This is a genomic window from Mucilaginibacter sp., from assembly GCF_965277465.1.
In the GTDB taxonomy this organism is placed as follows: domain Bacteria; phylum Bacteroidota; class Bacteroidia; order Sphingobacteriales; family Sphingobacteriaceae; genus Mucilaginibacter.
In genome coordinates this window covers 1-25352 of sequence record NZ_CBDICW010000001.1, presented here as the reverse complement: position 1 = coordinate 25352, position 25352 = coordinate 1, and the positions used below count along the sequence as shown (strand labels likewise).

At 42.6% G+C, this 25352-nt stretch carries 17 protein-coding genes, 2 tRNA genes and 2 rRNA genes; 15 read left to right on the top strand and 6 right to left on the bottom strand.

Annotated elements, in window-relative coordinates:
- Positions 1–2 precede the first annotated feature (2 nt).
- Complete coding sequence (locus ACQY4U_RS00105; protein ID WP_428327318.1) at positions 3–665, bottom strand: hypothetical protein; 663 nt, start codon at positions 663–665, stop codon at positions 3–5.
- Between the two features lie 130 nt (positions 666–795).
- Here ACQY4U_RS00105 and ACQY4U_RS00100 point away from each other — a divergent pair, with 130 nt between their 5' ends.
- From ACQY4U_RS00100 to ACQY4U_RS00080, 5 genes are all read left to right on the top strand, one after another.
- Positions 796–1284 (top strand): GNAT family N-acetyltransferase, encoded by a 489-nt coding sequence (locus ACQY4U_RS00100; RefSeq protein ID WP_428327317.1) that lies wholly within the window; start codon positions 796–798, stop codon positions 1282–1284.
- Positions 1285–1383: 99 nt separating this feature from the next.
- A complete protein-coding gene (locus tag ACQY4U_RS00095) occupies positions 1384–2574 on the top strand; it encodes a phosphoglycerate kinase (RefSeq protein ID WP_428327316.1) in 1191 nt (396 codons plus the stop codon).
- A 90-nt stretch (positions 2575–2664) separates the two neighbouring features.
- Positions 2665–4548, top strand: coding sequence for a CocE/NonD family hydrolase (locus tag ACQY4U_RS00090; RefSeq protein WP_428327315.1), 1884 nt, complete (start codon positions 2665–2667; stop codon positions 4546–4548).
- Between the two features lie 429 nt (positions 4549–4977).
- Positions 4978–5385 (top strand): hypothetical protein, encoded by a 408-nt coding sequence (locus ACQY4U_RS00085; protein WP_428327314.1) that lies wholly within the window; start codon positions 4978–4980, stop codon positions 5383–5385.
- Between the two features lie 104 nt (positions 5386–5489).
- Entirely contained in the window at positions 5490–7154 is a 1665-nt protein-coding gene (locus tag ACQY4U_RS00080; RefSeq protein WP_428327313.1) for a MutS-related protein, read from the top strand.
- Positions 7155–7219: 65 nt separating this feature from the next.
- Here the strand turns inward: ACQY4U_RS00080 and ACQY4U_RS00075 are convergent, their stop codons facing one another.
- Positions 7220–8098: a hypothetical protein gene (locus ACQY4U_RS00075; protein ID WP_428327312.1), complete on the bottom strand. Its 879-nt coding sequence runs from the start codon at positions 8096–8098 to the stop codon at positions 7220–7222.
- A 118-nt stretch (positions 8099–8216) separates the two neighbouring features.
- Between ACQY4U_RS00075 and ACQY4U_RS00070 the strand changes: the two genes are divergently transcribed.
- The 4 genes from ACQY4U_RS00070 (at position 8217) to ACQY4U_RS00055 (ending at position 13583) form a co-directional block, all read left to right on the top strand.
- Positions 8217–8498: an ATP-dependent Clp protease adaptor ClpS gene (locus ACQY4U_RS00070; RefSeq protein ID WP_428327311.1), complete on the top strand. Its 282-nt coding sequence runs from the start codon at positions 8217–8219 to the stop codon at positions 8496–8498.
- 165 nt (positions 8499–8663) lie between these two features.
- Positions 8664–11537, top strand: a complete 2874-nt coding sequence (locus ACQY4U_RS00065; RefSeq protein WP_428327310.1) for a TonB-dependent receptor domain-containing protein — start codon at positions 8664–8666, stop codon at positions 11535–11537.
- A gap of 26 nt (positions 11538–11563) precedes the next feature.
- Positions 11564–12943 (top strand): hypothetical protein, encoded by a 1380-nt coding sequence (locus tag ACQY4U_RS00060; RefSeq protein WP_428327309.1) that lies wholly within the window; start codon positions 11564–11566, stop codon positions 12941–12943.
- A gap of 73 nt (positions 12944–13016) precedes the next feature.
- Positions 13017–13583 (top strand): histidine phosphatase family protein, encoded by a 567-nt coding sequence (locus tag ACQY4U_RS00055; RefSeq protein ID WP_428327308.1) that lies wholly within the window; start codon positions 13017–13019, stop codon positions 13581–13583.
- 78 nt (positions 13584–13661) lie between these two features.
- Here the strand turns inward: ACQY4U_RS00055 and ACQY4U_RS00050 are convergent, their stop codons facing one another.
- Positions 13662–14726: a branched-chain amino acid aminotransferase gene (locus ACQY4U_RS00050; protein ID WP_428327307.1), complete on the bottom strand. Its 1065-nt coding sequence runs from the start codon at positions 14724–14726 to the stop codon at positions 13662–13664.
- A 76-nt stretch (positions 14727–14802) separates the two neighbouring features.
- Between ACQY4U_RS00050 and ACQY4U_RS00045 the strand changes: the two genes are divergently transcribed.
- Entirely contained in the window at positions 14803–15222 is a 420-nt protein-coding gene (locus tag ACQY4U_RS00045; RefSeq protein ID WP_428327306.1) for a hypothetical protein, read from the top strand.
- On the opposite strand, the gene ACQY4U_RS00040 is transcribed toward ACQY4U_RS00045, so the two are convergent.
- Positions 15219–16172, bottom strand: coding sequence for a tryptophan 2,3-dioxygenase family protein (locus tag ACQY4U_RS00040; protein ID WP_428327305.1), 954 nt, complete (start codon positions 16170–16172; stop codon positions 15219–15221). The two genes, ACQY4U_RS00045 and ACQY4U_RS00040, sit on opposite strands and share 4 nt — an antisense overlap.
- Before the next feature lie 131 nt (positions 16173–16303).
- Here ACQY4U_RS00040 and ACQY4U_RS00035 point away from each other — a divergent pair, with 131 nt between their 5' ends.
- Complete coding sequence (locus ACQY4U_RS00035) at positions 16304–16789, top strand: universal stress protein (protein ID WP_428327304.1); 486 nt, start codon at positions 16304–16306, stop codon at positions 16787–16789.
- A 95-nt stretch (positions 16790–16884) separates the two neighbouring features.
- Here the strand turns inward: ACQY4U_RS00035 and ACQY4U_RS00030 are convergent, their stop codons facing one another.
- Positions 16885–18177 (bottom strand): HAD-IB family phosphatase, encoded by a 1293-nt coding sequence (locus ACQY4U_RS00030; protein ID WP_428327303.1) that lies wholly within the window; start codon positions 18175–18177, stop codon positions 16885–16887.
- A gap of 115 nt (positions 18178–18292) precedes the next feature.
- On the bottom strand, positions 18293–19678 hold the full coding sequence (locus ACQY4U_RS00025) for a methyltransferase RsmF C-terminal domain-like protein (RefSeq protein ID WP_428327302.1): 1386 nt from the start codon (positions 19676–19678) through the stop codon (positions 18293–18295).
- Positions 19679–20395: 717 nt separating this feature from the next.
- Here ACQY4U_RS00025 and ACQY4U_RS00020 point away from each other — a divergent pair.
- The 4 genes from ACQY4U_RS00020 to ACQY4U_RS00005 form a co-directional block, all read left to right on the top strand.
- Positions 20396–21917: ribosomal RNA gene (locus ACQY4U_RS00020) — 16S ribosomal RNA — on the top strand.
- A 227-nt stretch (positions 21918–22144) separates the two neighbouring features.
- Positions 22145–22219, top strand: a tRNA-Ile gene (locus ACQY4U_RS00015).
- A 75-nt stretch (positions 22220–22294) separates the two neighbouring features.
- Positions 22295–22368: transfer RNA gene (locus tag ACQY4U_RS00010), tRNA-Ala, on the top strand.
- A 266-nt stretch (positions 22369–22634) separates the two neighbouring features.
- Positions 22635–25352: ribosomal RNA gene (locus ACQY4U_RS00005) — 23S ribosomal RNA — on the top strand; the annotation flags it as partial.

Below are 25352 nucleotides of genomic sequence, written 5' to 3'. Positions count from 1 at the left end.
CATTACTGTTTGGTATACGTAAGGGTAGCTTTTGCCGATGTTTTAGGATAGTTTTTAAGGTTATAATAACTGTAAGAGCTAAAGCCTACCGTATCATCAGTTTTATTAATTATAATATCCCGCTGCGTAATGGCCGATGCATTTGAGTCGTAGCTTTTGAAAAAGGTAAATGGCCGGTGAACATTAACTTTCACCATATTTACTTTGTTAATAACGGTGTCTTTAACTGTTTTTATTACGTTGTTTAAATTATCATCAACCCAGTTAAGCGTTACGTTACCCTGCTCGGCAACGGTGGTAAACTGAAAATCTTTTAAAAGGGTGTTTTTAAAATCTTCGGAAAGGTGAATGGCCGAGATCTTTTTATACCCTTCGGCACTGAATAAAAGGTCAACATTTTCATTAAAAATAATAACCAGTTTATTATCAGTCACAGTGGCTTTAAGCAGGTGGGGTTTTACATTGAATGTAGCGAGGTGAATAGAATCATCATGGGTTAATATTACAGCAGGCGGAATAGTTGACGTACCTGTTGGAGTGCCGGTAGTAGTACCAGTAGATGTTGTGCCACCAGGGGTATTGCCTGAAGCGGGCGTAACCTCCCCGTTTTTACTGCAACCCATAAAAATAAGGGCTGTTAAAACTAATCCAATAACTGCTTTCATAATATAAACTTTATACTGGTATCAAATACAAAGCAATAGTTATGCTAATTTTGGTGGATTGAAAAATATAATACTTTACAGCTTAAAACAAGGCTAACTAATAGTAAAATACTTTTAAGTAATTATTAATATGGGGAAAAATGTACTCAAATTAGTAAGCACTTATAATGATGATGAGCATAAAATGATCAAATTTATTACAGCCGATGATATATTGCCTTTGCGCAATGAGGTTTTACGCGAGGGCAAATTAACGCCCGACGAATGCAGGTTCCCTACGGATACTATTCCGGGTTCGTTCCATTTGGGTTATTATAAGGATGATGAACTGGCATGTGTGGTATCTTTTCATCCACAAACTTATAGCGACTTTGCAGGCACCGGTTATCAGCTGCGTGGTATGGCAACTACCGAAAAGTTTAGAGGGCTGGGTATAGGCAACCAACTGGTTAATTTTGCCATTGTGTACCTGCGCGGGCAAAAAGCAAATTATGTGTGGTGCAATGCACGTAAGGTAGCCGTTAAATTCTATAAAAATGTTGGGTTTGAGATTGTATCAACAGAGTTTGAGGTGCCAGGTATTGGGCCTCACTATGTGATGTATGTTAAAATTCAATGATTTTTTTATTAAATAGAACACCTTTTTAACATTTACATTCGGAATTTAGAATTAATTGCTCAATTTGGCAGCTCAGAAAATCATTTTGCACTAATTACTATGAAAACAATAGATCAAATTAGCTTTTCGGGAAAGAAAGCACTTATTAGAGTTGATTTCAACGTCCCTTTAGATAAGGATTATAATATTACTGACGATAACCGGATGACGGCATCTTTGCCAACCATCAATAAAATTTTAAAGGATGGCGGCGCGGTTATCCTGATGTCGCATTTAGGCAGGCCAAAAAACGGCCCAACAGATGAGTTTTCATTAAAACATGTGGTTAAGCATTTGTCTGATCTGTTAGGTCAGCAGGTTGAATTTGCTGATGACTGTATCGGTGCCGAAGCTGTTGAGAAATCAAAAGCATTAGGTAAAGGAGAAGTGCTTTTATTAGAGAATCTTCGTTTTTATAAAGAAGAAGAAAAAGGTGATGTAGCCTTTGCTGAAAAGCTTTCAAAATTAGGCGATATATATGTTAATGATGCTTTTGGAACTGCACACCGTGCACATGCTTCAACAGCGGTTATAGCACAGTTTTTCCCTAATGCCAAATACTTTGGCTACTTGATGGCCGGCGAATTAGCCAATGCCGAGAAGATCCTTAACGGTGCCGCTAAGCCGTTCACGGCTATTATGGGTGGCTCTAAAGTATCTGACAAAATACAGCTTATCGAAAAACTATTGGATAAAGTTGATAACCTGATCATTGGTGGTGGTATGGCTTATACTTTTGCAAAAGCAGATGGTGGTAACATAGGTACTTCACTGGTTGAAGCGGATAAACTGGACCTTGCAATCAGCCTGAAACAAAAAGCTAAAGAAAAAGGGGTGAACCTTTATTTACCAGTTGATAACGTAATTGCCGATGCTTTTGCTAACGATGCAAAAACAGGTGTTGCTAAAACCGGCGAAATTCCGGAAAACTGGATGGGACTTGATATTGGCCCTGAAACGGTAAAGATCTTCAGCAAAGTTATTGAAGAATCAAAAACCATTTTGTGGAACGGCCCAATGGGTGTTTTTGAAATGGAATCATTTTTAGTAGGTACAAAAGCCGTTGCAGAGGCAGTAGTTAAGGCAACCGAAAATGGTGCATTCTCATTAATTGGTGGCGGCGATTCAGCAGCGGCTGTAGCTAAGTTTAACCTTACCGACGAGGTGAGCTACGTATCAACAGGTGGCGGTGCCTTGCTTGAATACATGGAAGGCAAAGAATTACCGGGCGTTAAAGCAATTAACGACTAATAAAACCTTTCGTAACGATTTTATGAAGACAACCCATTTGGGTTGTCTTTTTTGTTTTATTGCTTACTTTTAAAAACTAAAACGTTTTAAATGAAAAAAATTCTCCTTTTAGCGGTCTGCTTTACACTTTCGGCTGCAATAACTTTTGCACAGCCGGGGCAGGGCAATAACCCTGATGCAGCTTATGTAAAAGAAAACTACACCAAATACGAATACCAGATTCCGATGCGCGACGGTAAAAAACTGTTTACCTCGGTTTATGTGCCTAAGGATTCTACCAAAAAATATCCTTTTATGATGGATCGTACCTGCTACAGCGTAGCGCCATACGGCCCTGATAAATATAAAGGCAGCCTTGGCCCATCGCCGGCCTTTTTGCACGATGGTTATATTTTTGTTTACCAGGATGTACGCGGCCGCTGGATGAGCGAGGGTATATATGAAGAAATGACACCTGAAAAGGAGGTACATAAAACCAATAACGATGTTGATGAAGGTACCGATACTTATGATACTATTGATTGGCTGCTTAAAAATGTAGCCCATAACAATGGTAAAGTTGGGGTATGGGGAATTTCCTATCCGGGTTTTTACACCACTACCTCATTGCTGAGCCGTCACCCGGCTTTGGTGGCTGCATCGCCACAGGCTCCCATTGCTGATTTATGGCGCGATGACGGATGGCACAACGGCGCCTTCTTTTTGGTAGCCAACTTTGGTTTTTATCCGGGTTTTACTAATCGCCAGGATGATAAGCCTACCCAACGCAGGGGCGGTCGTTTTAATCCCGGTACAGAGGATGGATATGATTTCTTTTTAAAGATGGGTTCCATGAAAAACACTAACGATAAGTATTATAAAGATACCATCCGCCTGTGGAACGAAATGATGGATCATCCCAATTACGATCAGCACTGGAAAGACCGTAATGTATTAACCCACCTGCACGATATTAAAACCGCCGTATTGGTTACGGGTGGATGGTACGATGCCGAAGATTTGTATGGGGCCATCAACACCTATAAAACTTTGGTTAAAAATAACCCGGCTACCCCGGTTTACTTTACTATGGGCCCCTGGGTACATGGCGGTTGGGCACGCGGCGCGGGCGATCATTTAGGCGATGTGGATTTCGGAGGGCCAACCGGTCCGTATTATCGCGACGAGATTGAGTTTAAGTTTTTTAGTCATTACCTGAAAGGTACCGGCTTAAGCATAGCACCAATTAATACTTTTGAAACAGGTGTAAACAAGTGGAAGCAATACAAAACATGGCCGCCAAAAGACGCCGAAGAAAAGAACCTTTACCTGCTGCCGGGTGGTAAATTATCATTCACCGCCCCTGCTGCCGGAAGAAACACGTATGACGAATATGTATCAGACCCGGAAAACCCAGTGCCTTTTGTTAACCATAAAAGCATGGACATGGACAGAGAGTACATGACCGCCGATCAACGCTTTTTAGCCGGCCGTAAAGATGTGTTGAGCTATACTACCGATGTACTGGATAAGGACATAACCATAGCCGGCAATATTTGGGCAAACCTGAAGGTGTCAACCACCGGTACCGATGCTGATTTTATTGTGAAGGTTTTGGACGTATATCCGGATACCGCAGCAAACGGAAAATTTACAGGGAAGGATGTAAAGATGGCAGGATATGAGCAAATGGTACGCAGCGAGCCTATGCGTGGTAAATACCGAAATGCAATTGATAAGCCGGAGCCGTTTGTACCCGGCAAAGTTACCCCGGTAAACTGGGAATTACAGGATATACTGCATACCTTTAAAAAGGGGCATAAAATAATGATCCAGGTACAAAGCACCTGGTTCCCGCTGATTGACCGCAACCCGCAGGTATTTGAAGATATTATGAAAGCCAAGGATACCGACTTTAAAAAGGCAACCCAAAAGGTATACACCTCCAAAGAAAACCCCAGCTTCTTAAAAGTAAGGGTAATGGAAGATAATTAAGAGCATATGGATAAATAAACTCTAACCTTATATCGCTAAGCTGTATGGTTGGAGTTTATTTTTAAGCCGAAGGACAAAAATTTTAATCCAATGCATAATAATAGCGTTATAGATGAGAATTGGTCTTTCTACTTTCATGCAGAATGGTGGGAAATTATACTTGTTATATCTGCCTTGATTTTTATAATTTATCGATTAAGAAGAAAGCTTAAAAAGTGATTTTGTTCAAACTTTTGTATCATTAATATTCAAACTGATTAAAGCTGTGCTATTCCAATGCATAGCGCAGAATGACCCACCCCTGCCGAAACACGATCCTCACGCGCCCCTCCAGGGAGGGGAAGAAAAAACAAAAGCCGTCCCAACGAGATATTTATTTTAAGAAGCTATCCCAGCCTAATAGTGTAACTTCGGGTAAACCTTACTGCAATGAAAAGGAAATACTATTGGCTTATTAATGTTTTATTAATATTTGGCTGTCATGAGTATATGCCCCCAGGTATAACACCGCAATTTAAAGCGGAAGATTATTTAGATAGCTTATACCGACCTGATACCGTAGGGATAAAGATAGGAATGGGTTATATCACTTTAAAAGATTATGCGACGCCTTTAAAGCGAAGAGCATTTCAACAAAACACTGATTTGAATAAGGTATCAACGATTCACTGGGATGATTTTACAAAAAAAACCAATGATATTATTTCAAAAGCGAAAGATCGCAGCAAAGGGTCTATAGTGATATTAAATTACCATGTTCATCGTACCGAACATACCACCGCATTCTTTATTGATAGTTCTGTCAGAAAGGTATTTGATACCATTCAAATAAAATAATCTTGTCCTAACTCATATATAGTTACACACTTTAGAGAGAACGGAAGGTTGTGTGTTTCTACATCATACCCCTCCACAATTAATTAAAAATCTTAATTTTAAGCATGATTTATTGGTTGTTTGCCCTGTTCCTGCTTATCATCATTATTGTTGCTTCAAATTATTTTAAGAAACAATCCCTAACCAAAAAGCGGATTGCTGAAATAAAGGAGCAATGGGCAAAACGCAAGGATGAGCACCTGAATTTTAACCTGATCGCCGCCTACTTAACGACTACAGGTGGTAAGCTTGCCGCCTCAGCTGCTGATTTAGATTTGGATGATGTATTCAGTTACCTTGATCGTACCAGTTCCAAACCCGGGCAGCAGTGCTTGTTTAAACAGCTTCACTCCCCCGAAATTTCCGCTGATTATTTTACCTCTCTCGAAAAAAGAATAGAAAAACTAGACACTGACCAGCAGCAGCGGGAACTTGTTCAGCTTAAACTATCGGAGTTGAATGACGGCGATGCTTATTCGCTGCCAAGGCTGTTCACGCAAAATCATCAATCGCTATTTGCACCCTTAGTTAAGTTTTATATAAATATTGCCGCTCCGGTAATTATAGGGCTTATTGTGGGTTTGGTTATTGCCCCCAATGCAGGGTATTTAATGCTGCTTTTTGTAATGGTGATTATCAATTTGGGTGTTCATTACAGCAATAAATCAAAAATGGTGAGTTATACGCGCTCGCTGCCGCAACTGCTTTTATTGATAAAAATAAGCAAATGGTTGTTTGATAATGGCGTGCTTGACGAAAGCGTACAAATGAAACAAAACCTGCTTAAAGTGGCCGATCTGAAAAAGTCTTTAAGCTTTATCAGCGTTCAGAATACGGTAGCGGCAGACCCAACCGATATTGTTTTTTTGTTCAGCGAGTGGATAAAGATCATTTTTTTACTGGAAGCAGTGAACTTTACCCGGTCTATCAACAAAGTTAATCAGTATACGGCCGAAATTAAATTGCTTTTTGAGGCCGTTGGCGAGGTAGATATAGCAATATCTATCCAATCGGTAAGGGAAGGACTAATCCATTATTGCAGGCCCGAGTTTACAAAGGCCAATGAAAGCATTGTTATTAAAGAGCTGTATCATCCGCTTATTGAAAATTGTGTGGCCAATTCTATCACCATTGATAACAGCCAGGGTGTGTTGATCACCGGGTCGAACATGTCGGGGAAAACAACATTTATTAGGGCCATTGCTATCAATGCCTTATTAGCGCAAACCATTAACACCAGCTTTGCTATCGTTTACCAGGCGCCACCGCTAAATATATTTACCAGTATAAATATGACTGACGACCTGGGTGGGCATAAAAGCTATTTCCAGGCTGAGGCTTTATCGGTACGGAATATTATCCGGGATTGTGAGGAAGGCCAGCCGCGTAACAGCCTGGTGATTATTGATGAGATATTTAGGGGCACAAATACCATTGAGCGTATTGCTGCCTCAAAAGCAGTGCTCTCTCATTTTATCGAGAACAGGTGTTTTGTACTGGTATCAACCCACGATCTTGAATTGGCCGAGCTTTTAGGCAGCGACTATAAAGTATTCTCGTTCGAGGAAATAGCAGGAGATAACCGCCTTACATTTGATTATAAAATTAAGGACGGATTGCTCCGCAACAAAAATGGCATCGCAGTTTTAAAAGGACTGGACTATCCGCAAAAAATTATTGACGAAGCCTCAAAGATCAGTATGCAGCTCAGAAACAAATATGATTTATAATATAATAAATACCGCTGTTTATAAGCTATTGCCTCTAAACAGCGCCCTTTAAATAGACCTTCATTTTATTTAGCTAAATAAAAACGTTCCCAAAAATCTTCAGATTTTGATAGTTCGCTGCCGCCGCCACTGCTATCACCGCCATGGTTACCACCGCCGCCGCCTCTGCCACCGCGTCCTCCGCGGCCACCGCCACCGCCACCGCCGCCACTTCCTCCAAATCCACCGCCGCCGCCTCTGCCACCACGACCGCCCTCGCCGCCTTCTCCACCACCCGGTGCTCCCGCTGGTTTGCTTATGCCGTTAATTTTAAAGTTAAAGGCCCATTCGGTTTTTGTATCCTCGGCATGGAAATATTTAAGCGGGATGGCTGCTTCGCAAACCAGGTCGCCAGCTTCATTATAATTAAGCGCTGTTTTAATGCCATAAGTGTTTGAGGTGGTGATCATTTCGTCCTCAATATCCTTAAAGCCAACTACCTTTATTCCTCTTAACATGGTAATAATGGCCTGCATCAGTTCGTCGCGGTCTTGCTGGGTAACTTCGCCATTGTCATCTTTATCCTTGTGCGCGTTAATAGGCGGGTTGGTGCCGTTGGTACTTAGCGGGAAGGTTATGCTAAAGGTTTCTTTTTTTTTGCCCTTTGTGTTTACACTCAGGGTAATACCAGCTCTCAGCACACGGATCTGTTCAGACCGGTCATTTATCTTTATAGCCATGTATAGATTTTCCTGGTCATTGGCCAGTGCATAATTGATCTTTTTTTCGCTGTTAAAGTAGCGCAGGCTATCGCCCCACTCTTTAATATTACCATCAACCACAATGTTTTGCGGCGGTGCCATTAATGTTGGTACAGATGTTGGGCTTTTTTGTGCGCTGCTATTATTTATGGCAAGCAATACAATGGCAGTTGCAAGGGAAAGGCAGGGGATATGGAGTTTCATAAAAGAATATAAAAAAGGGGTTTAAAGGCGCTATTATAATACAGCCTATTTTTTTACCGTTGATAGAACATAAAATTAGTTAGTTTATTATTGTTTTTGAGTAATTTTGTAGTTACGTATGCCAACTGAAATACAGGAAGAAACCTTTACCCTTGAGGAATTATTGGTAGGGCTTAAAGAATTACACCGCCTTATATTATGGAATGATGACCATAATACATTTGATCATGTAATATTTTGTATGATGAAATACTTGGATTACTCAGAAGCACAGGCCGAAAAGATAGCGTTCAAGGTACATAACGAAGGGAAGTGCGCCGTATTGGAAGGCTCATTTACCGAGGTAGAAGTTTACCGGAAAATACTTCAGCAGGAAGGTTTAACTGTTAGTGTTGAGTAGCAAACAAAGGGCAAGCTGGCCTTATTGTAAAGTTAATATTAACAACATGGGCCTTAATGTTAATTTAAAAAAACCATTGCGTTAAGTAATTTTTCCACCCCGGTAAATTCAGTTTTACTACAGAATTAATAAGGTTTCTTTGCGGAAATTAACAATCCGTCAGAAATGAAGAAACCCCTTACCCAGCTTATCCGGCTTATTTTTTATGCTTTCAATAGTCCATATTTAAAGTGGACTTCCATAATTTGCCTTTTTCTTTTTATTTCGGCAGCCGCCGATGCCCAGGTTATAAAGGGTAAGATCTTTGATTCAAAAACTGGTGAACCGTTAGCAGGTGCTACAGTTAAAATTGAGCAGGGAGCATTTAAGCAGTTCACATCTGCTAAGCTTGATGGTTCTTATGCGTTCAAAAACCTGCATGCAGGCACATACCAGGTTACGGCAGCATTTATAAGCTATGCCGCATCACCGGTTTACGAAGTAATTGAAAAAAGCGATAATGATGTTGAAGTAAAAAACATCTACCTTAATTATGGCAGCACGCAGATAAATGAAGTAGTAGTTACCGGGGCAGGCAATAAAACCAGCGACCGTAATGCACGCGGAATTGAGAAAAACGCACCATCGGTTGAAAACGTACTCTCACAAAATACCATTCAGTTATTGCCTGATGTTACCGTTGGTAATGCTATGCAGCGTGTAAGCGGTGTAACTATACAGCGTTCAACAAGCGGCGAGGGCCGTTATGCCGTTATCCGCGGTATGGATCAGCGTTATAATAACGTATTGGTTAACGGTATAAAAATCCCAAGTCCTGATAATCAGTACCGTTTTGTGCCGCTTGATATTTTCCCATCAGAAATGCTGGAAAGACTTGAAGTGATCAAGGCTTTAACACCAAGTATGGAAGGTGATGCCATTGGCGGTACCATGAATTTGGTAATGAAAACCGCTCCTGACAGGTTTATATTAAACGTTGACGCAGCAGCAGGTTATTCGTTTTTATTTTCAGATAACAGGCCGTTCAGCTCATTTGAGCATTCAACCATCAACAAAAAATCACCGGCCGAACTGCATGGTAATGATTATGTAGCTACTGCAAGTGATTTTCCGGTAAATCATCTTAATTATACGCCTAAAAATAACCCGGTAAACCAAACCTTTGGTATAACCGTAGGCGATCGTTTTTTAGATCATAAGTTAGGTGTTATTGTATCGGCCAGTTATCAAAATTTTTATCGTGGTTCAAACTCCGATTTCCTGATCCAGAATGCTGAGCCAAGCCCTACACCGGCACCTAATACGCCTATATTATCAGATGTTTACACCCGTTATTATTCTACACAAACCAACAGGGTGGGCTTGCACAATAAAATTGATTACGTATTTAACAAAAAGAATAAAATATCATTCTATAACCTTTACATCCACCAAAACGAATTACAAACCCGTTATACTGCCGATACCGTACTGATCACAAATACCAGTGCAGTATCAAAAGAGGTAGATATATCAAACAGAAGCCGCTGGACTTACCAAAGCGTTTACAACGGAACATTACAGGGCGATCACCAAATTACCGACAAGTTTAAATTTAACTGGAGCGGTGTTTACTCCATTGCAAAAAGTGCGGTTCCTGATATGGCTGAATATGGTTTTGTTGAGAACGTGCATTTAGGTACAAGTGGTAATGTTACCAGTGTTGATTCAACAACCAAATCAATGTCAAGAATATGGCAACATAATTCTGATAAGGATTTAGCGGGTTATTATAACTTTACTTATACGCCTAAAATTGCTTCAGAAGATGTTGAGTTTTCAATTGGAGGATTATACCGTCATAAAACGCGGAATAACTATTACGCTGATTATACTTTAGATCCGCCGGCAGGTTCGCCAGAGCCTTTTCATAATATCAATTCGGCCACGTACGATTTTACAGTTCCGGCAAATGGTTCGGGTAATAATACCACTGTGTCTGCAAATGATTATACCGTTTATGAAAACATTACAGCCGAGTATTTACAGGCTAAATTTATGTTAGGCCAAAACTTACAGGTATTAGGTGGTGTTAGGGTTGAAAATACCGCTCAAAACTATCTAACCGTACAGCCATTAACAAGCTCGGGCCGCAGCGGTAATATTAATTATACCGATGTTTTGCCAAGCGCCAACTTAAAATACACGCTAACCAGCAATCAAAATTTAAGACTATCTTATTTTAAATCTATCAGCAGGCCGGCATTTAATGAGATTGTTCCGATCACTTTACCGGGCGAATATTTTGATGAAGTAGGTAACCCATACTTAAAACACATCAAAGCTAATAATTACGATTTCAGGTATGAGCTGTATCCGGGTGGTGCAGATCAGATTTTGTTAGGTGCTTTTTATAAAGACATAAAAGATCCTATTGAGTATGTATCTGTAAATGGCGAGTCGGTTCAGTTCTTTAAAGAAGGTGGCCCAAGCGCACAGTTCATTCAGCCGCAAAACCGTAACAAGGCTACCAACTATGGTGCCGAGGCACAATTCACCAAGTTTTTCGGGGTGATCGGTATCTCAGGTAACTATACGTATACGCACTCTGCCATTACCACATCAAAACTGATAAAAGAAGTGGTGAACAATACCAGCGTAAAAGATTCTGTTAATCAAACCAGGCCGTTACAAGGCCAGGCACAAAACATTGGTAACTTATCCTTATTGTTTAAAAGCACCAAGTTAGGGCTTAACATGCAGCTTGCTTATGTTTATACAGGCGAAAGAATTGCCCAGGTATCAAACTTCTATAACCTGGATATTTGGCAGCACCCATATAGCCAGTTAGATTTCTCGTTCGAAAAAACGCTGGTTAAAAAGCTATCTCTTTACGGTAAGATCAATAATTTAACTAATGCCTCAAACAGCCTGTTCCTTAAACATTCAAATGCCGGGCAGGTAAGAGCGCTTCCTGATCAGGAAACAGCCAGCCAGATACAAGTTGAAAAAGACATTTACAAGGTTTCTTTCTTAGGCGGATTAAGGTATAAGTTTTAATAACGGTTAAGTTTAAAAATAATAAAATGAAAAATATATTCTCAGTAATAGTAGTTGCCACGGTCATTTTGTTTGCAGGTTGCAAAAAATGGGAAGGCGAACAACACAATATTTATAATTATGTATCACCACCGGCACATCCAATAAGTGATGCTGCACCTTTGTGCGGTTCAATTAAAGGCACCATGCTTAGTGGTAAAACCTATACCTTAGGTTGCGATGTTACCATTAATAAAGGCGATACCCTGATAGTAGAACCCGGTGTAACGGTTTATGCCACCAACCAGGCCGGTATTGAAGTTGAAGGTACGTTCCTTAGCCTGGGTACAAAGGCTGCTCCCAACTTTTTTACTGTAAAAGGTATTACCAAAACAGATCAGCCGGGCGCACCAGCTATTTCTGATCCTGCTTATTCGGGGCAATGGAAAGGAATTATCGGCGGAACTAACTGTGCATTAATGGTCATAAAGTGGACGCATATTGATTTTGCTGGTGCGGCTTACGGGCCTACATTTGGTCCTAATGTTAGCCAAAAGGCTGCAACCTCATTTGCGGTTCTTTTCCAGAATTACCAGGGCGTATTTATTATGGAAGATTCATGGCTATACGGTGCTACCGATGATGCCATGCGTATATCTGACGGTAAAATTGATATTATGCGCAACACGTTTGAAAAAGCCGGCCCTAACGGTGGCGATTGCGTTAACGTAAAAGGTGGTACGGTAGGTACAATGGCTTATAATTTTTATATAGGTACTGCCACAAACGGACAAAAGGCATCAAATAAAGGACAGCCGGTTGGCGCACCGCAAACAAACATTGTTATGTATAACAATACCTTTGTTAATGGTGGTTACCGCCAAATTCAGCCGGGCCGTGGTGCTAATATTAATTATGAAGAAGGTGCCCGCGGTATGTTTTATAACAACGTGAACATTAACTGTAAATTTGGTAACAGGGTATTAAGCAACCCAACTGCCGATATTGCAAACATGTCATACGGTAATAATTATCAATACGCCGATTCACTTTCTGTAGCTAACCAGTTTTATCCGCAGGGATATATAACTATACCACAATCAACCGATTTACCTGCACCAACTTATTTACCTGCCGGCTATAAATTAGGCGATGTTTATGATGGTTCATCAGTGGTTCAAAAACTTAACCCAATGTTTATAAACTATCCATTGCCGGTTGTAGGCCATAAGCTGAGTGATATTAATGCAATTGGTAATTTTGATTTTCACCTGCAATTAAACTCCCCTTTAGTGGGCCGGGGTACTACCAGTGTACAGCCGCTTGTAGTAGTACCTGTTGATCCAAAATACGGAGCAACTGAAATAACCCCTCCGGGAGTTGATTTAGGTTGTTTCCAGATAAATGGAAAAGGCAACCAGCACTAATAAATTAAAACTTTAAACAGAAGGGATAGTTTTGTAAACTATCCCTTTCTTTATTATACAAACAAGTTTCATTATGATTAACTCCCCCTATAAAATTGTATTGTTTTGCCTGTTAACACTTTTAGTGGCTTTTAATGGTAATTGCCAGGTTACAACAGCAACTAATGTGCGCATCGTCTTTATAAGACATGGTGAAAAGCCGGCTAAAGGCGATAATTTGAGCTGCCAGGGTATTAACCGCTCGTTGTTATTGCCTGCTGTGCTGGTTGCCAGGTTTGGCATTCCGGCTTATACTTATGTACCGGCTTTGGGCCAGGGGTATGTTACCAAGCATTCGCGGATGTACCAAACTGTTGTGCCCCTGGTAGCAAAGTACAACCTGAGCATCAATACCAGCCACGCCGAAAAAGATTCCTTACTAATGGCCGATGAACTGCGTAGTAAACAAGGTACCGTACTGGTGGTTTGGGAACATAACGGTATTGCACCCATTGTACGTTCTTTAGGTATTACCGATACCGGCCTGGTTTGGCCCGATGAGGATTATGATTCTATATGGATAGTAGCCATAAAGGATGGGAAAGCAACATTTACCAAAGATAAGGAGGGCCTGACACCTTCGGCCGAATGTAAATTTTAATTAACCGATATCCACCATAAAAAGAAAGAGCGCCCTTATATAAAGGCGCTCTTTCTTTTTATCAGATTTTTTGGTGTTTTATACCATATAGTTCCAGCCGTGGGTATCAACTGCATTACCATATTTTATGGCATCCAGCTCTTTCAATACCTTTTGCGAAAACTCACGTGTTTTTGGATCGCTTAAAAAGTACTCCTCACCATTATAGCTGATAGAGCCTACCGGCGCAATAGTTGCAGCAGTACCGGCGCCAAAAGCATCCGTAAGTTTACCTGTTTTGGCACCTTCAATAATTTCGGCAACAGAAACATTGCGTTCCTCAACCGGGATTCCCCACTCGCGGGCAAGGGTTAAAACGGTATTGCGGGTAACGCCATCCAAAATAGTATCGCGGGTTAAAGGAGTTATCAGTTTACCATCAAGCATAAACATGGCATTGGCAGCACCCATTTCTTCAACATACAAATGGTCTTTACCATCGGTCCATATCAATTGGTCAAAACCTTCTTCAGCGGCTCTTTTTGCGGGTAACATACCGGCACCGTAATTTCCGGCAGCTTTTGCATAACCCATACCACCTTCAGCAGCGCGGGTAAAGTGCGTTTCAATTTTAACACGCAGCGCTTTTGAAAAATAAGGGCCAACCGGGCCTGTTAAAACCATGTATTTGTAGGTTTTAGATGGGGTAACCCCCAAATAAGGATCAGTAGCAAACATAAATGGCCTTATATATAAGGCATGGTTAGCTTTTGATGGGATCCAGTCGCGGTCAATATCTACCAATGCGGCAATACTTTGAACAAAAATCTCTTCAGGCAGTTCGGGCATGCATAAACGATCGGCCGATTTATTAAAACGTGCCGCATTTTTATCCGGGCGGAAGATAGAAACATTACCATCGGCATGTTTATAAGCTTTTATTCCTTCAAAAAACGACTGGCCATAATGCAGCGCAGAAATTGCCGGACTTAACCCAATTTCGCCGTAAGGAATAATTTGAAAGTTCTTCCATTCGCCATCTTCATAATCTGCCACTAGCATGTGGTCGGCAAATGTTTTTCCGAAGGGTAAATTGTCAAAATCCGTTTCTTGCAAACGGGAATGATTGGTTTTTGTGATTTTAATGTCCAGCGTTTCAGTCATGGCCTTAATATTTAATATAGAAAATGGCAAGTTAGGATTTTTGAATGATATTTGGATAGAACAATGAATATCAATTATGCAAATACTTTTAGCCCTGCTTTTATTCCTGCTGCCCGTATCTGGCAATAAACAGGCAAAGCCACAGTCATCAGTAAAGATCAACGTGTTTAAAAACGTACCTGATGATTTAACAGGTTGCGGCGATGATTATTATTTATCAAATGCCGACAAGAGCAAGCAGCAGCTTATTTGCAGAACGGATTATGTTACGGCCCTGATTTATATCAATAACCAACCGGTACGTTTTAAGGCGCAGCAAAAATCAATCACAAAAAATGAGACAATTTATACCTCCGGAAAATATATGCTGACCGTAAAGAAGCTCTTGGAAAAGCAACTGGACAGCGAGTATTTTATAATGAAAGGAATAATCACCCTTAAAGCAGGCGATAAAATCATCTTCACACAAAAAATAATAGGCGAGGGCGGCTGTTAATTATCTTTAAGTACACTATCAACCCAGCCTTTCCCCCAGTTCTCTACCTCATCGGCACTCCATAATGACGGGTAAAAGATGCGTTTTTGAAATCTCGGAGGCAGGTATTTCTGCCAGTTGGTACCGCCGGTGGCCTTAATTTCCTCAGGTTCACGGTTAAGGTATCGCACTGCCGATTTATAATGCGACAATGGCCAGTTCACATTTACATTAATATCCAGCTGGCGTAGTTCTGTTTCAAGCGCAGGTGTTGCCGCCCCATCATTTTTAAACTGGTGGTATAGTGCATTAAAGTTATGGCTGGTAGTTGCCTTGCCAAGGTCAATAAAGGTTTTGGCGTATTTTTTTTCGAACTGTTTAAGCGTTAGTGTTTTTTTACCGGTTGATAATTCGGTAGCGCCAAATTTCCAGTACAGGTATTCAAACTGCTCCTCTATGGTAGCATTTCGTAGCTCGTCGCGTTTATCTTTTGCAACCAGGTTTATAAAATCGCTGGCATAGATCTCTATCATCCGGTACTGGCCCGATTGAAAACCGCTGGCTGGCAGTAATGACATCCTGAATTTCAGGAATTGCTCTTTCTCCATCCCGTCAACCATAATCTCAAACGATTGGGTAAGCGCTTCAAAATAACGGTTTATGCGTTTTAACCGCGCCGTAAAAAAATCAACAGTTAAAGGCTGTGCTGCGGCTATCTGTTTACACTCGTGCAGTGCTAATTTAAAATACAGCTCGGTTATCTGATGATAAATAATAAAGATCTCTTCATCAGGGAACGGCGTTTTAGGGCTTTGCAAACTTAACAGCGTATCCAGGTGAATATAATCCCAATAGGTTAAAAAATCAGCATAAAGTAAACCATCCAGGTAGGATACCATATCCTGGCCCATCGCTTCATATTTTTCCTGTAACTGCGCCAGGCGCTCTTCAATTTCGGGAGAGAAATGCATGGCCAAAGGTAATAAAGAAAGTATTAAGTGTAAGGATAGCCATACTTAGCCTTTTAATTGCACTCAAAACACGGGTTAGGCAAAACATATCAGGTATTGTTTGTTATCTTTAAGTATTAGCACATTTAATTATGGAAATTAACAGGATACTAATAGGTATTGATGACAGCAAATATGCTGAACATGCCGCCGAATATGGTTTTGAACTGGCTCGCAAATTTAATGCTGCGGTTGGTTTGGTAAATATTGTTGAGCCTGTAGTAATATCACAAGCAACACCGGGCATTGATCCTTTAATGGGGTCGGCGCTTCAAAGCAATGCTTTTGAAGAGATGGAGATACTGGATATTCAAAAAGATATATCGGGTAATATGGTAGATGCTACCATTAAAAAATATGGCGAAGGTTTGCAGGTAACCCATTTTACCGAATATGGCTCAACCGCCGATGGTATTATAAATTGCAGCAGTGAGTTTGCTGCCGATCTGATAGTTTTAGGTACCCATAGCCGTAGCGGTTTCGACAGGTTATTTATGGGCAGCATTGCCGAAGATGTGGTGCGTCACTCAGAAATACCGGTACTGGTTGTGCCTTTTAAAGAAGCCAAAGCCAGGTAAAATCGGATTAGAGAACACTTTATAAAACTTGACTACACAAAAAGGTCTGGAATAATCTCCCGGACCTTTTTCGTTGTTGAATCTTTCCGGCTCCTTTAATATAGCAGCCTGAATTTTATAGTATGTTCAATAGCCTTCAGTTCGTTTAGTACTTCGGTGCCATAGCCGGTGTTAACATCGGTTATAACATAACCTATCTGTGCGTTAGTCACCAAAAATTCACCTACTATATTAATGTTATGGCGCGCAAACACATCGTTAATTTTAGCCAATATACCCGGCACGTTTTTGTGGATGTGAATTAACCTGTGCGCATTGCTCACACGTGGCGGTTGCAGATCGGGGAAATTACAGCTGGTATGTGTTTTTCCCTCATTCATAAATGCCATTACCCTCTTCGGGATAAAATCATCATTGCGCGGGTTATGCTTAGGGTCATCAAAAATAATAATCCCGTTTTCGCAGGCGGCTTCGGCCAGTTTGCGGTTGCTTATTTTACCAAAAATACCAATCACCTTTAACCTGCCTGCATTTTGCAATTGCTCGGGCGTAGGCTGGTGCATTTCATCACAAAAAAGTATCCCTGCTTCTTCCAGGTATTTATCCTCAATACCTGGCTGGTGGCGTATGTTGTAACCCTCTTTGCGCATTTGCGCCAAGGCTTCATCCTCCACATCACCAACTACTAAACACTTAATGCGGTTTTTAGGGTATGATATAGCACGCGGCAGTTTGTTTAGGTATAAAAACTCATCAAAGCTGGGCGTAATATGGTCCGCTTTTTCGGCAACAGATTTTCGCTCAATATTCTCGGTAAAGGCAAAAAACTTTTTGATCATTCCCGATTCCTTTAACTGGAAATCAGAATAGCCATCGCCTATACCATAAATATCACCCGGTAAATTAAGCTCCTTTAAAAGCTTAACCTTACCGCCCTCCTGCGATAGCGGGTTTTCACGGTCATAACCTATTATGTTGCCATCGTCATCAAACACAAAAGTATTGGCGTAAATATTTTCCTTTTTTATGTGATACTCGGTTACCACCGGGATGATAAACTCCTTGAAACCGCCCGATACGATCAATACCTCATCAGCATGGTTCTTAAAAAATATGGTATTGCGCGAAAACGAGGTAGATACCTTTTTCTTTAAATGGGTTATCAGCTGTTTTAAATGATCGCGGTTGGCCTGCAACAATTTAACGCGGTTCTCTAAACTTTGGGTAAAGGATAACCGGCCTTCCATCGAAGCATTGGTTAAATCTTCAATCTGTTTGTATATCTCTTCGCGGTCGGGATGGTTTTTAAGCGATATACGGGCAAGCTCATCCAAAGCCTCAACCTGTGTAAAAGTACTGTCGAAATCTATAATAAAGTATTGGTCCATGCTTGTGTGCAGATATGCGGTGCAAATGTGCAATTTTTTTAGTTCGGTTTTTTGACGATGTTTATTAAGTTGATAGGATGAGTAGAGAATATAAACCTGTACCCATCCCCGATTTTTATGCCTGTAAAGGGGGCGGTGTGCTCAGTATCCGCAGCTCTTTAGGAAAATAGTTATTAATCCTGTTGGGCAGCAGCTTTGCCCAGCCCAGTGCAAATCCCTCAAAGGTCATCAGGCTCCATCCCTTATTATTTACGGCAAGGTCCATATTGTCACGGCGCAGGTATTGTATAGCCTGGTCGCGGTTAAGCGGTGTTTGTAAAAACATCTCCTTATTAATAAGGCTGCTCAATGCTAATTCATGGTCGGGTATCAGGTCGTTCCCCATCAGCTTACCCACACGTACGCCCGATTTTTTGATATACAAATGCCGTTGCAAGGTATCAATGCTTTCTTTATGCCCGCGGTTTATAGCTAGCCAGTCATCATTCACCTTAAAAAAGTAATGTTCGTCAGCATTAATAATATACTGTTTGATCAGTTCTATTTCCTGCAGCGCTAATTTTTGGTGTCCTTTTGTTCTGAAAGATGGAAGCTCCGGCGTTTGGTCCTTCTTTTTAAGGCAGGCTGCAAATAAACCCTCGCCCTTAACCATACCTGGATAAAAACGATATCCCCATGCCTTTTGCTCCGGCGATTGTGTTTCAACAATTTCCCAGTCCTTATCAATAGGTATCCTTATGCTTTCCATATCAAATTCGTGGCATAGCCAATCCAGTATATCCTCGTTTTCCTGGTGCGAATACGAACACGTACTATATATAAGGTGTCCATCTTCTTTTAGAGCCGGATAAATATCGGCCAGTATCCGTTCCTGCCTCTGGTGGCAAAGGTTCACATTGTTATCGCTCCACTCATTCATAGCCGCCGCATCTTTCCTGAACATTCCCGATCCAGAACAAGGCGCATCTACTAATATAGTATCAAAAAAACCTTCCAGCCGGCTAAAGTCACGCGGGTCATTATTACTAACTACTATATTGGTGCTGCCCCAGCGGTTAAGGTTATCGCATAATACGGGTACGCGGGTTTTAATGATCTCGTTCGATATCAGCAGGTCATCGTTGCCAATGGCCGAATTAATGAGCGTGCTTTTACCACCCGGTGCAGCGCACAGGTCCAGTACCTTTATAGGTTCATCCTTATTTTGCCTGATGGTTTTAAGGATATGATCAATAAACATGGACGATGCTTCCTGTACATAATAGCACCCGGCATGAAAAAGCGGGTCGAATGTAAAGGAAGGGCGTATGTCCAGATAATAACCCTGTGCGCACCAGGGCACTTGCCCATCCGTTTTTAATACCGGTGTTTTAAACGGATTTAAGCGGATCGATGTGGGCGATGCGATGTTTTGGTGCGCATTTATAAAATTTTCGGCTTCAAAACCGGGTTCGCCGGCTAAGGATTCAAGAAAATTCGGGGGGAAATGGAGTTCGTTCATATACCTTTCAAAGATACAAATTACATGATTGCCATTATAAAGGTATAGCAGCTAAACAAAACGAGTAAAAATAGCGGGTAGCTTACAGGCAGTTAGGGTAATTGTTTTAATTAATGTGATTTTTTTTTGTACAGACAAAAAAAGGCTGTACATTTGCATCCCGCTTCGGAAAAGAAGGGGTAGTTATTTGAAGGTTGTGTGATGAAAAGAGATTAGGTAAATGGATTAAGAAACATTTGCTGAAATGGAAAAAAAGTCACATCTTTGCGACCCGGTAAAAAGGGAAGAGCAGAGTTCAAGAAGTGGGTAGAAAAAGGCAAATAAAAATTAAAAAATAAAGTTTGCAAAATACAAAAAGGTTTCTACCTTTGCAGTCCCAAAACAACGGGGCAAAACAAAAAGAGAAGGAAGCGATTTCCGGATCATCAAAATGAAAAGTTAAGTACCGGCAACGATACGAAAGCATATAAAAGTCGACCCGAGATGGCGAGACGAAAAGTTCTTATAAGGAATAGAAAATCATGTAGAGTAACGGTCCTGAGGGATTCGGAGCTACCAGGGCAAAAGAAGGAAAAGCGCAAGCCGGACCGACGGATGTAAAAGTAGTAAAGAGAAACAAAGGGATGCGGTTAACAAAAGAGAGAGGATACTGTATAAAGATATATAATACAGATTCTATTAATTAATAATAGGGTCAGAGAATAAACTAGACATTTTACAATGGAGAGTTTGATCCTGGCTCAGGATGAACGCTAGCGGCAGGCCTAATACATGCAAGTCGGACGGGATTCGGGAGCTTGCTTCCGATGAGAGTGGCGCACGGGTGCGTAACACGTATGTAACCTACCCTTATCAGGGGGATAGCCTCTCGAAAGAGAGATTAAGCCCGCATAATATCACGGGATAGCATTGTTTTGTGATCAAATATTTATAGGATAAGGATGGGCATGCGGAACATTAGCTAGTTGGTAAGGTAATGGCTTACCAAGGCTACGATGTTTAGGGGATCTGAGAGGATGACCCCCCACACTGGTACTGAGACACGGACCAGACTCCTACGGGAGGCAGCAGTAAGGAATATTGGTCAATGGGCGGAAGCCTGAACCAGCCATGCCGCGTGCAGGAAGACGGCCCTACGGGTTGTAAACTGCTTTTGTACCGGAATAAACCTTGATTCGTGAATCAAGCTGAATGTACGGTAAGAATAAGGATCGGCTAACTCCGTGCCAGCAGCCGCGGTAATACGGAGGATCCAAGCGTTATCCGGATTTATTGGGTTTAAAGGGTGCGTAGGCGGCCAGTTAAGTCAGGGGTGAAAGACGGTAGCTCAACTATCGCAGTGCCTTTGATACTGACTGGCTTGAATGTACTTGAGGTAGGCGGAATGTGACAAGTAGCGGTGAAATGCATAGATATGTCACAGAACACCAATTGCGAAGGCAGCTTACTAAAGTATGATTGACGCTGAGGCACGAAAGCGTGGGGATCAAACAGGATTAGATACCCTGGTAGTCCACGCCCTAAACGATGAATACTCGATGTTGGCGATATACAGTCAGCGTCAAAGCGAAAGCGTTAAGTATTCCACCTGGGGAGTACGCCCGCAAGGGTGAAACTCAAAGGAATTGACGGGGGCCCGCACAAGCGGAGGAGCATGTGGTTTAATTCGATGATACGCGAGGAACCTTACCCGGGCTTGAAAGTTAGTGAATTGAGCAGAGACGCTCAAGTCCTTCGGGACACGAAACTAGGTGCTGCATGGCTGTCGTCAGCTCGTGCCGTGAGGTGTTGGGTTAAGTCCCGCAACGAGCGCAACCCCTATGTTTAGTTGCCAGCACGTTAAGGTGGGGACTCTAAACAGACTGCCTATGCAAATAGAGAGGAAGGAGGGGACGACGTCAAGTCATCATGGCCCTTACGTCCGGGGCTACACACGTGCTACAATGGTCAGTACAGAGGGCCGCTACCTGGCAACAGGATGCCAATCTCAAAAAGCTGATCACAGTTCGGATCGGGGTCTGCAACTCGACCCCGTGAAGTTGGATTCGCTAGTAATCGCAGATCAGCAATGCTGCGGTGAATACGTTCCCGGGCCTTGTACACACCGCCCGTCAAGCCATGGAAGCTGGAAGTGCCTGAAGTGCGTCACCGCAAGGAGCGTCCTAGGGTAAAGTCGGTAACTGGGGCTAAGTCGTAACAAGGTAGCCGTACCGGAAGGTGTGGCTGGAATACCTCCTTTCTGGAGCAGTATCCAACAACTCTCAAACACATAACAGCAAAGCTGTTACCTGCATGATTATTTCTTATATTAAAAACAAAAAGAAAAACCCAAAAGATGAAGCCATCAATAGTGACTGACATCTGGGAGGCGAGATTGTAAGAGATTACGGTTTACGATTTACGAATGACGATTTAAGCGGAAACAGGAAAATCAAAAATCGCAGGTCTGAAATCCTAAAAATCAACAGTCCTGTAGCTCAGCCTGGTTAGAGCACTACACTGATAATGTAGGGGTCAGCAGTTCAAATCTGCTCGGGACTACTAAGGTAAGTTGGAAGTGAAGGTAAGCGTCAGCGATTGACGGATGACCGGATACGGAAGACGTAAACATCTTAAGGGGGATTAGCTCAGCTGGCTAGAGCACCTGCCTTGCACGCAGGGGGTCAACGGTTCGAATCCGTTATTCTCCACACACCCTCCGTTTCCTGAAAGGGATAGGATATAGAGCAAGATGACGTAATGTTATCGGGGTAACGTTCTTTGACATATTGGAAGAAGTAATAAAAAGAGAAGACAACAGTATAGAGGACTGTTGAGGCTTTGAAGGATTACGGTAAAGAGGGAAAGTGGGACAATCGTCGCAAGATGATTGGAGAACTGGACTGATGCGCATGTAAGCTGGAGAACGCAACAAGAATCAAAAAGCATACATATCGAGCAAAAGGCGATATAGTAGAAGAAAGTAAGAAAGGGTACACGGGGGATGCCTTGGCTCTCAGAGGCGATGAAGGACGTGATAAGCTGCGATAAGCTCCGGGGATTAGCAAATATAAATTAATCCGGAGATTTCCGAATGGGGAAACCTAACTATTTGAAGAATAGTTGCATAAATGCGCAAACCTGCTGAACTGAAACATCTAAGTAAGCAGAGGAAGAGAAAACAACAGTGATTTCCTGAGTAGTGGCGAGCGAAAGGGAAGAAGCCCAAACCCATTATGTTACGGCATAATGGGGGTTATAGGACCACAACATGAATATTAAAGAAAACCGGAACGGGGTGGGAAACCCGGCCATAGAGCATGAGAGCTGCGTACGGGTAATTGATAATAGGATAGTGGTATCCTGAGTACCGCGAGGTCGGAGACGCCTTGTGGGAATTTGCCGGCACCATCCGGTAAGGCTAAATACTCCTGAGAGACCGATAGTGAACCAGTACCGTGAGGGAAAGGTGAAAAGAACCCCGAACAGGGGAGTGAAATAGAACCTGAAACCGTGTACTTACAAGCGGTCGGAGCAGACAAGTTCTGTGACGGCGTGCCTTTTGCATAATGAGCCTACGAGTTACTCTTTCCTGGCAAGGTTAAGTGTTTAAGACACGGATCCGAAGCGAAAGCGAGTCTGAATAGGGCGTATAGTCAGGGGAGGTAGACGCGAAACCTTGTGATCTACCCATGGACAGGTTGAAGGTGCCGTAACAGGTACTGGAGGACCGAACCGATAAACGTTGAAAAGTTTCCGGATGATTTGTGGGTAGGGGTGAAAGGCTAATCAAACTGGGAAATAGCTCGTACTCCCCGAAATGTTTTTAGGAACAGCCTGGCGGTTGAGTTAATAAGAGGTAGAGCTACTAATTGGGTGCGGGGGAGTCAAATCCTACCAAATCCAGATAAACTCCGAATGCTTATTAATATACGCTGGAGTGAGGCTCTGGGTGCTAAGGTCCAGGGCCGAGAGGGAAAGAACCCAGACCATCAGCTAAGGTCCCCAAATTACCACTAAGTTGAACTAACGAGGTCCGATTGCACAGACAGCTAGGATGTTGGCTTGGAAGCAGCCATTCATTTAAAGAGTGCGTAACAGCTCACTAGTCGAGCGATCGGGCATGGATAATAAACGGGCATCAAGTGGTATACCGAAGCTATGGATTTGCAGCAATGCATCTGGTAGGGGAGCATTCTATCGACCGGTGAAGCAGGAATGTAAATGACTGTGGAGGAAATAGAAAAGCAAATGTAGGCATAAGTAACGATAAGGCGGGAGAGAAACCCGCCCACCGAAAGACTAAGGTTTCCTGATCAACGCTAATCGGATCAGGGTTAGTCGGGGCCTAAGGTGAAGCCGAAGGGCGTAGCCGATGGACAACTGGTTAATATTCCAGTACTTTTTATAACTGCGATGCGGTGACGGAGTAGTGACACTGACGCGAACTGACGGAATAGTTCGTTAAAGGCCGTAGGTATAGGGAAGGTAGTAAAGTACGCCATTCCTGCTGAAAGCTGATAGTACACAGAACCTTCGGGGGATGTGATAGTTCAGGTAATCAGACTTCCAAGAAAACCCGCTAAGCTTCAGGTTATAAAAACCCGTACCGTAAACCGACACAGGTAGTCGAGGAGAGAATCCTAAGGTGCTCGAGTGAATCATGGCTAAGGAACTCGGCAAAATGGCCCTGTAACTTCGGGAGAAGGGGCGCTTCAGCAATGAAGCCGCAGTGAAAAGGCCCAGGCGACTGTTTAACAAAAACACATGGCTATGCAAAATCGAAAGATGACGTATATGGCCTGACACCTGCCCGGTGCCGGAAGGTTAAGAGGGGATGTTAGGAGCAATTCGAAGCATTGAATCGAAGCCCCGGTAAACGGCGGCCGTAACTATAACGGTCCTAAGGTAGCGAAATTCCTTGTCGGGTAAGTTCCGACCTGCACGAATGGTGTAACGATCTGGGCGCTGTCTCAGCCATGAGCTCGGTGAAATTGTGGTATCGGTGAAGACGCCGGTTACCCGCAACGGGACGGAAAGACCCCATGCACCTTCACTACAACTTAACATTGAAATCGGCTACAGGATGTGTAGGATAGGTGGGAGACTGTGATCTGGCTTCGCTAGGAGTCAGTTAGTCAACGTTGAAATACCACCCTTTCTGTATCTGGTGTCTAACCCTGGCAACGGGGGACATTGTTTGGCGGGTAGTTTGACTGGGGTGGTCGCCTCCAAAAAGGTAACGGAGGCTTTCAAAGGTAAGCTCAGTACGCTTGGTAACCGTACGTGGAGTGCAATAGCATAAGCTTGCTTGACTGTGAGGCAGACAAGCCGAGCAGGGTCGAAAGACGGATATAGTGATCCGGTGGTTCTGCATGGAAGGGCCATCGCTCAAAGGATAAAAGGTACGCTGGGGATAACAGGCTGATCTCCCCCAAGAGCTCATATCGACGGGGAGGTTTGGCACCTCGATGTCGGCTCGTCACATCCTGGGGCTGGAGAAGGTCCCAAGGGTTGAGCTGTTCGCTCATTAAAGTGGCACGCGAGCTGGGTTCAGAACGTCGCGAGACAGTTCGGTCCCTATCTGTTGTGGGCGCAGGAAGTTTGAGTGGGGCTGACCTTAGTACGAGAGGACCGGGTTGGACTAACCTCTGGTGAATCTGTTATGGCGCCAGCTGTATTGCAGAGTAGCTAC

Bases quoted from the DNA above. Each gene is read 5' to 3' on its own strand.
- ACQY4U_RS00060 (WP_428327309.1), top strand. From the start codon at position 11,564: ATGAAAAATATATTCTCAGTAATAGTAGTTGCCACGGTCATTTTGTTT.
- ACQY4U_RS00100 (WP_428327317.1), top strand. From the start codon at position 796: ATGGGGAAAAATGTACTCAAATTAGTAAGCACTTATAATGATGATGAG.
- ACQY4U_RS00025 (WP_428327302.1), bottom strand. From the start codon at position 19,678: ATGAACGAACTCCATTTCCCCCCGAATTTTCTTGAATCCTTAGCCGGC.
- ACQY4U_RS00065 (WP_428327310.1), top strand. From the start codon at position 8,664: ATGAAGAAACCCCTTACCCAGCTTATCCGGCTTATTTTTTATGCTTTC.
- ACQY4U_RS00090 (WP_428327315.1), top strand. From the start codon at position 2,665: ATGAAAAAAATTCTCCTTTTAGCGGTCTGCTTTACACTTTCGGCTGCA.
- ACQY4U_RS00045 (WP_428327306.1), top strand. From the start codon at position 14,803: ATGCAAATACTTTTAGCCCTGCTTTTATTCCTGCTGCCCGTATCTGGC.
- ACQY4U_RS00085 (WP_428327314.1), top strand. From the start codon at position 4,978: ATGAAAAGGAAATACTATTGGCTTATTAATGTTTTATTAATATTTGGC.
- ACQY4U_RS00105 (WP_428327318.1), bottom strand. From the start codon at position 665: ATGAAAGCAGTTATTGGATTAGTTTTAACAGCCCTTATTTTTATGGGT.
- ACQY4U_RS00035 (WP_428327304.1), top strand. From the start codon at position 16,304: ATGGAAATTAACAGGATACTAATAGGTATTGATGACAGCAAATATGCT.
- ACQY4U_RS00080 (WP_428327313.1), top strand. From the start codon at position 5,490: ATGATTTATTGGTTGTTTGCCCTGTTCCTGCTTATCATCATTATTGTT.
- ACQY4U_RS00055 (WP_428327308.1), top strand. From the start codon at position 13,017: ATGATTAACTCCCCCTATAAAATTGTATTGTTTTGCCTGTTAACACTT.
- ACQY4U_RS00095 (WP_428327316.1), top strand. From the start codon at position 1,384: ATGAAAACAATAGATCAAATTAGCTTTTCGGGAAAGAAAGCACTTATT.
- ACQY4U_RS00030 (WP_428327303.1), bottom strand. From the start codon at position 18,177: ATGGACCAATACTTTATTATAGATTTCGACAGTACTTTTACACAGGTT.
- ACQY4U_RS00070 (WP_428327311.1), top strand. From the start codon at position 8,217: ATGCCAACTGAAATACAGGAAGAAACCTTTACCCTTGAGGAATTATTG.
- ACQY4U_RS00040 (WP_428327305.1), bottom strand. From the start codon at position 16,172: ATGCATTTCTCTCCCGAAATTGAAGAGCGCCTGGCGCAGTTACAGGAA.
- ACQY4U_RS00050 (WP_428327307.1), bottom strand. From the start codon at position 14,726: ATGACTGAAACGCTGGACATTAAAATCACAAAAACCAATCATTCCCGT.
- ACQY4U_RS00075 (WP_428327312.1), bottom strand. From the start codon at position 8,098: ATGAAACTCCATATCCCCTGCCTTTCCCTTGCAACTGCCATTGTATTG.